Source organism: Celeribacter sp., assembly GCF_048259695.1.
Lineage (GTDB): Bacteria > Pseudomonadota > Alphaproteobacteria > Rhodobacterales > Rhodobacteraceae > Celeribacter.
In genome coordinates, this window is record NZ_JBLXHL010000023.1 from 1 (window position 1) to 11,025 (window position 11,025).

Below are 11,025 nucleotides of genomic sequence, written 5' to 3' on the forward strand. Positions count from 1 at the left end.
CAGATCACCGAGGGCGTGCGGATGCTGCCGGTGCTCTACGAGTTCCCGGAGCGCATCCAGCTCGCCAAGGACAAGCCCTGGCGCGACCCGGCGCTCTGGCCGATGGTCACGCCGAACCTCGGGCTCTCGGTGAACCTTCCGATCCTGAAGGATCAATACGCCGCGCGACGGCAGGAGGGGATCGAGGCCGAGATCATCTGGCAATGCCCAACATCAAGTTCGACAGCACGGTGAGTACCGGCAATATCCTGTCGATCCTTGCGATGATGGTCACCGTAACGGCGGGCTACGTGACGCTGACGAACACGCAAGAAAGCCAAGCGATGTCGATCGCACGGCTCGAAGAGGGCTCGCGCGGCCTCGACGCGCGACTGAGGGCGGCCGAGCTGACCCTGGCGGGGCAGGCGTCCGACCTTCGCAGCATCCAGGCGACGCTGCAGAAGATCGACAGCAAGCTCGATCGGATATCGCAGCAGGGGAGGTGAGCGCGGCAGCTCATCCATTCGAGCACGATCTTGTGGTCGCCTGGAATGGATGGCCTCGGATACGGCTTCTAGGCAAGAACCGCCGCGCCCTTAGACATACCGCGATGAGCCGCGCCGAGTTCCCAAGGTGGAACACGGAATTTGAAGCGTCCCGAATAGCTGGAGGAAGGTGAGCGCGGCGCCCGGCCTCGTTTGGCAAGAATATACCGCTAAGGGTTGAAATTCCGAGACCTCAGCCCCTCCCGATTTCTGGGGATGAGGGAGGGGGTCAGCGCCGCGCTCGAGACTCAAGTTAACGATGAACTCAGCGTTGTCACGCCGGATTGTGACGCCCGGCCTCGGACCTGACGCGATCGCGCTCTATCAGCTGATGGACAATGACCGCGGTACCGAGAGTATACCCGACCGTGCCGAGGTGCTGACCTACCAGCTGCCGAGGTGAAGTAAGCGCGGCCATTGCTCGCTTTGTCTCCATTCCAGAGAGAAAACGAAGGAGAAAGGCGAGCGAGAACTGGGAGGTACAGAAGGTCCAAGGGCCGCGCTTCAAGTGACCCTAAGATATAAGCCCGTCCCGAACCATCACGGGAATGCGCAACCGCGTGATTGCAATCCGTAGCGTGAGGCGAGGCAGGTGAGCGCAGCACTCGCCCCATGGCAACGATATGGCATCGAAACATAGAAAGCGGATCCGTGAGTGTGTGTGAGTCATATGGATCAAGTGCTACGCTCTAAAACAACCATAGCGAGAAATTCCGCTAAGTCACCCCTAAAGCGTCGGAGGCAGACCAAGGCTGAGCGCGGCCCCACTTCAGCGTCGTCTCCCTAGGTTCGCTGAAGCTGCTCACAGATCGGGACCGCGCTCGCACGGCGGGAAGTGCCGCAAGGTGTTAAGGCAATCTCGGCAGCTTCGTTGTTGGCGCATCACGTCAGCTACCGCACACCCGTCGCGCAACTGAGAATACCACATTCTTCCGGATTCTTCGGGCCCACCTTTAAGCGGGGCCTTTCTAATGGGTGGTCGTCATACCGACCCTTAACCGTGGGGTGGTCTACGCCTTGCAATCTGCGTTGAGCAACCTCGGCTTCGATGCCGGTCTCAAAGACAGCATTATGGGGCCCTGCACGCGAGAGACCGTATCGAGCTCTACCTCGTGCTCGACTATATAAGGATGCCCGAGCGATCACGATGATCCCCTCGTCACCATCCGCATGCCGGACCGAACCGAATTGACGATCTACCAACTGCTCGGGTGAGGTGAGCGCGACGCAGAGCTTCCGCTTTGCGTTCAACTTACGGAACGGGCGACTTTCTGGGAAAAGACGACACCGCGCCGCGCTCGCAAAAAGCCTGAGGTCGGTGCTTCCGAAAATCAATTGCCGAGATTCAATGAAAAGGGATCGGCACTTTTCTGCTCAGGTTGGGGAGCGCGACCCGTTAGCTCTGCAGTGGCCAGTTCCTGTGGAAGCTACTGGCAAGCAGAGGGTCGCGCTCGCGCACCGGGCTACGCTGCAAGGATCGGAAGCATAACGCGGCAGTCTCGCTGTTGCGCATCACGAGAACTGCCGCGCGCCCGTCGCGCAACGCGTCAATAGCACAGTTTTCCTGATTCCTCACGCCCGGCTTCATGCCGGGCTTTTTCATGGAGATTGCAATGAGACAGGAAATCCGCGCCCTCCAGGCGGGGGCGAATGCGCTCGGCTTCTCGGCCGGGCCTGAAGACGGCCTCTGGGGGCCGCGCACCGAAGCAGGAATGCTCGCTCTTCTGGCGGCGCACAAGGGCCGCTGGGGTGATCCGGTCGAGCAGATGCATCAGTCGATCATCGACCTCGGCTATCTCTCGGCGGGACCGGCCAGCCGCGCCTGGACGCCCGAGCTTGACCGCGGGCTTCGCGCCTTGGTCGAGGCCGATGGGCGGCCGCGCGCAGGTGCGATCGTCGAGGGTGTCACGGTGTCGCCCGGCTGGGGCGGCTGGGTCTCCCACGAGAAGCAGTTGCTGCAAGGAAGTGCTGGCTACTTGGTCAGCCTCTTCGTGCTGCACACCACTGCGACCTCGGCGACCTGGTGGAAGGGCAAGTCCAACCGGCAGATGTTCGAAGAGGTCCGCAGCTGGCACCTCGCCAACAGCTGGCGCGACATCGGCTATCACGGGCTGATCTTCCCGGATGGTGAGGTGATCGAAGGCCGGGCCTGGTCCGAGATCGGCGCGCATGTCATCGGCCACAACGCGGGCTCTCTGGGATACTCGATGGTCCCGGTGAAGACCGTGACGCACATGGGCGCGGCCGAGGACTTTTACACACTCGAGACCCGCGAGGCGATGCGCGGCGTGATCGCCAAGGCGTGCAACGCCACTCAAATCCGCCGGATCGCCGGGCACAACGAATTTGCGAACAAGCTCTGCCCGGGCTTCAAGGTGGAGGATGCGGCGTGGGCACCGCTGGGGTGGGCCGCATGACTTGGGCCATCCACTACCGCGACCGCAACGCTTTCCTGCAATACCGGGTGCCAGGGTCATTCTGGATCAGCGGGCCGGAAGAGAAGGGCGAGCAGAGCTTCAGTTTCTTCTGCCCCTGCGGCTGCGGCGACAAGTCTGTGCTGAAGATCGGCAACGGCTTCAAGCCGAAGTTCGGCCCGAGCTGGTCTTGGAACGGTTCGATCGAGGCGCCCGAATTGGCGCCCTCGGTCAACTGGCGAGGCCACTGGCACGGCTGGCTTCAGGCGGGCGTCTGGCGCGCCTGCTGATGCCCTTTCTCCCAATCACCGACTGGCGCCTTGCGCTGGTCCTCTCTGCGGCCGCGTGCCGCCTTCCGAAAGGTTCCCAAGATGGACTTCCTCAAATCTCTCCTTTCCAGCCCGGAGCTGATGCAGGCGATCGCCGGGCTACTCGGCATTGCGCTCATGCTGATCATCAATCGGGGGGCCGCGGCTTTCGAAGCCTTCACCGGCATTAGGATCGAGGCGGCGGCGCGTGAGGCGTTACATTCGGCCATCAAGTCCGGCGTCGAGGCTGCGCTGCTCGAGGGTCCGAACGCCGGATTCGAGGTGATCAAGGCGCATGCGATCTACCATGCGCAGCAGTCCGTGCCGGATGCGATCGCGCGGTTGGTGCCTGGCGATGGCGTGCTCGATCGCCTCGCGCTGCGCTATTACCGCGAGGCCATGGATCGGGCGGGGGTGCAGATCCCGGTCTGAGCCGGGCCCGGCGCCGTAGGATAAGAGCCCGGTTGGCGCGCTTGGCTTTTCGCTTCCCGCGGGATTGCTGGAGGCGGGGCCGTTCGACCGCTCGCAGCCCATTGCTGCCAGTCACGCCCCTGCTCAGCGACGCTCCTGGCCAAGCCTCGAAGGGGCGGAGAGCCGGCTTTCGCTGCGACCTAGACGAACGGCAGGTAAACGTCCGAAGCGCCTAGTGGCGGTGCTGCGACCGGCAGACGGGGCAACTAGGGCAACTGACCTTGAAGAAACCGCCGAAGCCTAGCGGGAGCGCGACGCCGCTTTGGGTTGGCTACGCTCTCCAGATACCGAGCGTTTAAGAGACCGAATCAATTGCAATTCGCACCCCGCCCTCTCCGTCGTGGCTTGAATGCAGGCTGGTTAGCCCTGCTCATCTGCTAGAGCTTGCAAATTCAAGCGAAGATCGTCGCACAGGGGATGGTTGCTATTTCCTTCATAGATCCTTCCCATACCTTCAAGCTTCCTAGCCTGCCCAACCTCTGGCAACGCTCGCTGTAGTCCTCTACGTAATGCCTTCGCGAACTCTTTACCCTTCACCGTATTCTTGCAAAAGCCGCCTAAATCAATCCATCTTCCGATAGCATCGGCTTGCCCAGGTAAAGATTGAACAGCTTTGCCGTATGCTTCATTAAAGCTCGCTCTAATTTCAACCTCGTTCAGCTCTGCAAGCGCGTATTCGAGGCTCTTCTCCGCAACCGCTTGATGTATACCCATTGCATCCGCGATATGGTTGGCAGAGTGGAAGCAGCTCTCAATATCAGAGCCCACACTGAGCCAAACAGGTATGTCATTTACGGTGTAGCGCCGAATATTTTTCCAAGCATCAATGTCCATATCCGTCATGAAATCACGGTCCCGATGCACCATGACTTTGATGCCGTGGCGGTCACGTAATTTAGATAGCCGATCTCCGTCTGGTATACTCGACACGCCGAAGCAAGGCCAGATGACTGTGCGATGGGCCAGATGCGGCCATTGATCTATTATCGACTGGAGATGGTCAGTGTTGTCGTCTTCGGAAAAGATCACTATGTCTTTGTCCAGCGCGCCCCATCCCATGCGCTCGCGCACAGCGTGTCCTTCGTCTTTGATAGAGCCACCATCTAGCCAGACAACTTTTGTGGACTGCCCCGATACCCGAACGATACGCGGAGAGTGAGTTGAGACAATAATTTGAGTTTCTGCGAACCTACGCAAGGCAGCTTCTAGCGCTAAGACCAACTTCTCTTGGCTCGATTGGTGCAGGTGTGCATCCGGCTCGTCAATCAGCAGAAGACGAGGCCGAAATGTGAGGAGATAGGCAAAGATTTGGGTGACTTGAAGCAAGCCAGTTCCAGCCATCTCAAGCGGCCTACGCATTGTTTTGTAGTTGCTGCCAGTATCTCCATATCTCATATCCGGTGTATAAAACCAGGCGCGTATGAAGGCGTCTCGGCGCTGATCGAATTTTACCCAGAACCGGACTCCGGGAATAACCTGAGCAACGAGTTCAGACAATTCAGCTAACTCAACGGCGTCCTCGCCAGTGTTCATTTCTTCAGAATGAGTATTGAGAAGCATTTGACGAAGAACCGATCCTCCATCTCCGGATGCTGCCTTCCGTCTAAAAACCGGAGCAGCAAGGATGGTTTCATGCTCGGCGAGACCAGCCAAGCCAGGAATATAGGCAGTCTGCGGCTCCTCACGCACGAAATCAGGTGCGACATGGTGTTCAACTTCAACGCTGACTCCGGCGTCATTCCCAAGAGATTTTAGCTTTATCGCGCCCTCGCCGACGCCACGCTTGAAAGTGACGATTACAGGCTTTGTCGTGCCTCCGCCTCGGTTCTTTCCCTGAAGAGTAGACTTATGCGCCAACGAACGAAAGTCGATGGAAGGTGCGAAATCCATAAGCTCGACTGGGAGTTTCCCACTCTGCGCCAACGAAGCGCATCTTGATGCCCAGTGAATCGCCTTAAGGACAGATGACTTTCCAGATCCATTTTGCCCAACAAGAAGAGTGAGTGGTCCCAAGGGAATATTCTGACAGTCTTCTAGACGCATGAAATTTTCGATAGAAATTCGGTCGATCACCACGCCACCCCTGAAATTTTTCTTCCCCAAAACAGTGCACACTTCAGCATGCAGTTGCGCCTATCGGAAATTGTGTAGCTCGTTGATTCTGCATCAGATAGATGCGTTGCAGAATGTGACGCAACACTTTGCACAAGCTGTAAGGTCCAGACATATACCGTTTGGACCATGTTTCTGCTACCATCGGGACTGAAGCGACAGCCGGACATCTCACACCTAGGTTAGCTGCGCTGGGTAGCTGCCATCTAGCAGGCCCAGCATGAAGGTCGGGTAGGAGCCGTGGCGCGCCTGCGAAGTGAGGCGCCCCAGCTTCACCGGGCACGTCCGCCGCCTACGCTGAGCGACTGCTACGAGTTTTCGGGCCTCTGTCTGTTCGGCCGTCCAGGCTCCTGAGCGGCCGATTGATCCCGAAATGATGAAACAGGAGCGGCAAAGGCTACGCGTAGGCCTTGATAACTGCTTCCAGATCATCGGCAAACTGGTATAGGTCTTGAGGGCCAGCGACCTTGTGCTTCGCCTCGTTCTTATCGGTGTCGAATACTCCGACGTGGCGGGTCGTTGCCGAGTTGAAATACAAACGACAGATGGGCTTGCGGTTGTTATCATCCATCAGGATGGCGCAGTAGCTCTTCGCGTCGCGTATAACGATACGATCGACCGGGACATGGCGTGCAGCAATAGCGCGCACGATGAGGTGCCCGGCAATCTCCTCGTCGGTGGTGATGATTCCGTCTTCGTTGGCAGGGGTGGTGTAAACGGAGGGGTCTTCAGGCTCTGTCACTGCTTTTTTCTCACCGCTGAACGCAACGCCGAGCTTATCTTGAATGCGGTCGCGGATGATTTCGTCCAGCGCTGCCTGCACTGCGGGCCGGAGTTGCTCGGCGACGCCTTTGGTGATCGCTCCGTCATGGATTTGTCGTCCGACCAGACGGATGAAATCATCATCCGGGTCATCTAGCTGCTTCCGCAGGTAGTTCGCTGCAGCTCGGGTGTACTTTAGGTTCGAGGCTGCCTCCACGATTGCATCGATAGCAAAGTTCGGTTTCTGGAAGCGGGCGAGCTCTTCCACCTGATCACGGTCAAAGTTTTGAAAGTCGAATTTGAAGAATGGCCGTTTGTCCATCTTGTTCGGTTCATCGGTATCCGAGAAGAACCATGCCTCGCGGCCATTCGTGAGGATGGCAAGGCGCGCTTCCGTAACAGAGAAATAGCGGAACAGTTGGTTGAACTGTACGTCGCCCAGTTTGGAATTTACGGGCTTGGCCTCGATCAGCATGGCAATCTTGCCGTCGATTTTCACAGCGAAGTCGACCTTTTCACCCTTTTTGGTGCCGACGTCAGCAATGAACTCCGGGATTACCTCGTCTAGGTTGAAAACGTCGAAGCCAAGGGTTTGTAGGAAGGGTAAAATTACGGAAGTTTTAGTAGCTTCCTCGGTCAGCGCCTGCCTCTCAGCGACCTTTGACCTGCTTGAAATTTGTGAAACACGCTCGAAAAAGTCACTCACTTTGCTCACCTCGTACGACAACGCTCCATTTCGAGCATATTCGACCCCTGCATTGGTCAAGCGCGCAAGTGTGATCGCATCTTTCAGGTGGGGGGATGGTGTCCTAGCCCCCTGTGAGTTGCATGGGGGCAACATCCTGAAGTAGCAGGAGTGCTCGTTGGAGGTGGTATCGCGCCCTGACGAGCCGTGGCTTCTCGGGCGGTCTCTTGCTTGCCGACCTCGGGTTTTCTGGACAGGTGTGTTCGCCTGCTTGCAGCTCAGAGCGGCCCTTCGAGCTCGCCGCAGCATCACGCCAGGCGCCGGCAGAGAGGACAGGGAGCGGTCGTTCGCCGCGGTCGCGAAGGCACCCCGGGCACACTACGGAAGCGGACATTCAAGCGAGGACCTAGGCCGAAGCCCGTTCGATCAACATCAAGGGTGGATGCCGGACTTTCGCCGCGGTCGCGAAGGCACCTCGGCCGCACCGCGGAAGCGGCCATTCAAGCGAGAACCAAGGCCGGAACCCGCTCGATCGACACCAGGGGCGGTTTCCAGACTTTCGCTGCAGGCTGCGTGAACGTCTCATATTCAGGGAAAACTGCTGCTCAATTCAGATGACTACTAATAGTTGAGTTCGCATGGCGTCCCAGAAAGAAGTTCTGTATGCTTCGATGTGAGTGTTTGTTCAGAATGTAGCACTATCGATGAAAGCTTAGCGATGGATTTTGATGAGGCGACGATCAAGTTCAATCAGATATTTCAACCGGGGTTGATCGAAGACACCTTGGCAGTGGTGAACGAAAACAAGAGGTTCGTATACTACACATCTGCTGACACGGCGATGAAGGTTCTTCGTAACCAAGAGCTGTGGTTCAGAAACGTGACGGTCATGAATGACTATTCCGAAGTCTCTTACGGACTTGGGCTGATCCGTTCAGTCTTCTCCGGACAAGAGGGCGCAAGGTTTCGGACTGCAGTTGAGGATATTTATCCCGGCACGATCGAAAAAGCCGAAGAACTTATCGCCGGATGGGAACACGACTGGAAGTTCGAGACTTATATTGCGTGTGTATCTGTTCACAATTCAGAGGAAGATCGGCAAGGCAGGCTTTCAATGTGGAGGGCCTACGGTGACATTGCTTTGGTGGTCAACAACTCACCAATGATGGCAGTCACCGACCTGTTAGCTGTTTTCTCTATACCTGTGCTCTACCTTTCCGAGCGCGACTTGTCCGCCTACTTGTCCAAAGTCACAGATTCCATACTCATCAATCGGACTTATTTGAGTGGATTGGGGCAGGAGACGCTTGTTGCATACATCCACCAAATGCTTTTTCGGTTCGCGATCGCAACTAAGCATCCGGGTTTTGGGGAAGAAAAAGAGTGGCGCTTGTACTATCGGCCAACGGAGCGAGTGAGTCCGGCAATGACGGAAGAAACGGTGGTGCTGGCTGGTATTCCACAAAAAATCTTCAAGCTACACCTTGCCAATGATCCGGATAATGGGTTGCACGCAGCCGATATCCCCTCGTTGTTAGATCGGATCATCATTGGACCTACGGAATTTCCCTACGTGAGCTATAAGGCATTCGAAACTGCTCTTGCGGAGTTGGGCGTAGAAGACGCCGCTGCCAAGGTTGTTCTTTCAGATATCCCTTTGCGAACCCGATAAACATATGAGCGCCCAGTAGAACGTCGAATGGAAAAGCAAGACCCTAGTGCCTATCAGACTAACGCCGCGCTAGTTCAACGGCTAAGGTTATCGGACCGGCGATTGATGGCCGCCTTGGCGCTAGGGGCGGATTGCCGACCTTCGCTGCGCCTTGGACGAACGGCGGCGATGCCACCAGTCAGCGCATCGCTACGACGGGGGCCGAGTAGCCCTTGGCGGCCATTTATGCGCGATACAAAAGGCGTGCGGTCCAATTTTGCAAGCCAGGAAGCGGAAACGCGCAGGTGCATCGACATGAAGTGATGATTCATCCTTCAGTCGAAAATGCTGTTCCTAGGGCTTGATCCATATTGAAAGATCAACCTCCCGAAGTGGGCCTTTTGCCAGGTTAGCGTGAGCTAGCGCGATTCCGATCGACGTAAGCCGTGAGTTCCGAATTGTTGGCTTGTTGTATGTTGCCATTATTTCGGAGATTCTTGGGAGATGGGCACTCATCACGCCTTGGAATTCATCTCCAGAGGGCTGGGAGCCTCTGGAGACCTCTTTATACCGTTCGGAGTATTCTCCGTAGATTCCGAATTGCGGCAAAATCGTTTCAAGTTGAGGTCCGCTGACGGCGAATACTTTTTGGCCGTTGCCATAAGGCGAATTCACAATCAGACCTTTCTGTAATAAAATATCGTAGTCAGCGAAATTATCCCGAAGATCGGCCTCAGATACGCCTTTTGTGATGATGTCCCCATATCTATTCGAAAGTATTCCGATCGCATCAATTTGGTTTGCAATACCGGACGGCGGGATTAAGCAGCCATGCGCCGCGAGATAGTTCGCGGCTGATTCACTTGTTGAGATGTTGTCTAAGAGCGGCAGGCAGACACGCGAAAGAAAGTCTGCGAGTTGTTGAATGTTCATCAGCCCATTGTCTTGAACATTCTGGAAGGTGAAAATCATGCTGAGGGCGTTAAGATCAGAATCGGGAATTGAGCCAACCTTAGCAATTGCATCGTTCAAGGTCAGCGAAAGGCGGCTTCGCTCCGCAACCTTGGATCGCTGCGCCACGAGATCGGTCAGAACCTCCCTTAAGCCCTCGTCGCCGCTTCTAGCGAACGCTTTCTGAGCATCAAGAGTTGCTGCAAGGAAGTCCGGTTCACGAAACGCCTCCGAACGCGTCGTGCCGTCGGTTGCAAAACGCTCCAAAACGCCAGCTTCGAATGTCTTTAGCCGGTCTGCGATTTGTGCTTTAGCGACATTACCCAGCGTTTCAACGTGGGCTGTCAATGCTGAAAGTATCTCCACCATCTGAGCAGGTGAGAGCCCACCGTTGACGGTGACATCGCCTGTTGCCTGAATTGCGGTTGAGCCTTCAGTAGCGTTCTGTTTTTGGCCACCAAGCATTATTTGATTTTCGTGTCACGACCGGACTGAATGCCGGTTGAGCCCCCCCGCACGTCCTGATTTTGGCTTTTCCGGGATCGCGCGGCGCGAATGCCCCAAACGCCAAGAACAATTGTTACGATTAGGGCAATCCCCCACAGGACAAGATTTGGTATGTCCATGACACCTCCTGCTGTTGTCGCGAAGTTACACAACTCACTCTGCGGAATCTAGCCCTTCAGCGCAATGTGGCAGGCCCGATGAAAGGCCGCCTCGTCAGCCTTGTCGCCGTTGAAAACGTGACAATGCTGCACCGGGTCACGAACGACCGCTTCCATCCAGCCGCACCGCAGCGTTGGCTATTCCGGTGGAGGTCCGTTCTGGGCCGGACACGTCATGAAGGGCGACCACTGGTCGTCCCTTGCCTATGTCGGCTTCCTGCGCATTTCTGCCGAACAAGCCAAGCAGTGAGCCCGACCTAGGTCCAACTCCGAGCTGTGGCTCGAGCCAAGCGGGGCAGTCGGTATTCTGCGCTTAGCCGACCGCTCTTAAGGGCAAAGGCCTGCGGTGCGACAGAACCTTGGTGGCTTTGCCTCAGCGCCTGATCCGCATCGCCGCGATACGGGCTGAGCTTGGCCTGTTCGCTCGACGGATCAGGAGCACTAGGCCGCCAAAGATCACGAAGATGATTCCGAGGCCCGGC

At 56.8% G+C, this 11,025-nt stretch carries 9 protein-coding genes and 1 pseudogene; 7 read left to right on the forward strand and 3 right to left on the reverse strand.

Going from position 1 to position 11,025, the window contains the following annotated elements:
* From ACN0Q0_RS16325 to ACN0Q0_RS16350, 6 genes and pseudogenes are all read left to right on the forward strand, one after another.
* Positions 1-234: pseudogene (locus ACN0Q0_RS16325) on the forward strand (hypothetical protein); the annotation flags it as partial.
* The gene (locus ACN0Q0_RS16330) at positions 204-485 is read left to right on the forward strand and encodes a hypothetical protein (RefSeq protein ID WP_343501607.1); all 282 of its coding nucleotides are present in this window, start codon (positions 204-206) and stop codon (positions 483-485) included. The pseudogene ACN0Q0_RS16325 and the gene ACN0Q0_RS16330, both read left to right, overlap by 31 nt.
* A gap of 310 nt (positions 486-795) precedes the next feature.
* A complete protein-coding gene (locus ACN0Q0_RS16335) occupies positions 796-927 on the forward strand; it encodes a hypothetical protein (protein WP_343501606.1) in 132 nt (43 codons plus the stop codon).
* A gap of 1,210 nt (positions 928-2,137) precedes the next feature.
* The gene (locus ACN0Q0_RS16340; RefSeq protein WP_417244360.1) at positions 2,138-2,941 is read left to right on the forward strand and encodes an N-acetylmuramoyl-L-alanine amidase; all 804 of its coding nucleotides are present in this window, start codon (positions 2,138-2,140) and stop codon (positions 2,939-2,941) included.
* Complete coding sequence (locus ACN0Q0_RS16345) at positions 2,938-3,228, forward strand: DUF6527 family protein (RefSeq protein WP_343501604.1); 291 nt, start codon at positions 2,938-2,940, stop codon at positions 3,226-3,228. Before ACN0Q0_RS16340 ends, ACN0Q0_RS16345 begins: the two co-directional genes overlap by 4 nt.
* A gap of 81 nt (positions 3,229-3,309) precedes the next feature.
* Entirely contained in the window at positions 3,310-3,678 is a 369-nt protein-coding gene (locus ACN0Q0_RS16350; RefSeq protein ID WP_343501603.1) for a hypothetical protein, read from the forward strand.
* A gap of 399 nt (positions 3,679-4,077) precedes the next feature.
* Here ACN0Q0_RS16350 and ACN0Q0_RS16355 read toward each other — a convergent pair whose 3' ends face one another.
* Entirely contained in the window at positions 4,078-5,790 is a 1,713-nt protein-coding gene (locus ACN0Q0_RS16355; protein WP_343501602.1) for an AAA family ATPase, read from the reverse strand.
* Between the two features lie 436 nt (positions 5,791-6,226).
* Complete coding sequence (locus ACN0Q0_RS16360) at positions 6,227-7,297, reverse strand: type I restriction endonuclease (protein WP_343501601.1); 1,071 nt, start codon at positions 7,295-7,297, stop codon at positions 6,227-6,229.
* Between the two features lie 697 nt (positions 7,298-7,994).
* Here ACN0Q0_RS16360 and ACN0Q0_RS16365 point away from each other — a divergent pair.
* Entirely contained in the window at positions 7,995-8,948 is a 954-nt protein-coding gene (locus tag ACN0Q0_RS16365) for a DUF2971 domain-containing protein (protein ID WP_343501600.1), read from the forward strand.
* 333 nt (positions 8,949-9,281) lie between these two features.
* Here ACN0Q0_RS16365 and ACN0Q0_RS16370 read toward each other — a convergent pair whose 3' ends face one another.
* The gene (locus tag ACN0Q0_RS16370) at positions 9,282-10,343 is read right to left on the reverse strand and encodes an LPO_1073/Vpar_1526 family protein (RefSeq protein ID WP_343501599.1); all 1,062 of its coding nucleotides are present in this window, start codon (positions 10,341-10,343) and stop codon (positions 9,282-9,284) included.
* Positions 10,344-11,025: the final 682 nt, after the last annotated feature.

What these genes read in the sequence shown, in the direction of transcription:
- ACN0Q0_RS16330 (WP_343501607.1), top strand. Translation starts at nt 204, where the DNA reads ATGCCCAACATCAAGTTCGACAGCACGGTGAGTACCGGCAATATCCTG.
- ACN0Q0_RS16340 (WP_417244360.1), top strand. Translation starts at nt 2,138, where the DNA reads ATGAGACAGGAAATCCGCGCCCTCCAGGCGGGGGCGAATGCGCTCGGC.
- ACN0Q0_RS16345 (WP_343501604.1), top strand. Translation starts at nt 2,938, where the DNA reads ATGACTTGGGCCATCCACTACCGCGACCGCAACGCTTTCCTGCAATAC.
- ACN0Q0_RS16350 (WP_343501603.1), top strand. Translation starts at nt 3,310, where the DNA reads ATGGACTTCCTCAAATCTCTCCTTTCCAGCCCGGAGCTGATGCAGGCG.
- ACN0Q0_RS16365 (WP_343501600.1), top strand. Translation starts at nt 7,995, where the DNA reads ATGGATTTTGATGAGGCGACGATCAAGTTCAATCAGATATTTCAACCG.
- ACN0Q0_RS16370 (WP_343501599.1), bottom strand. Translation starts at nt 10,343, where the DNA reads ATGCTTGGTGGCCAAAAACAGAACGCTACTGAAGGCTCAACCGCAATT.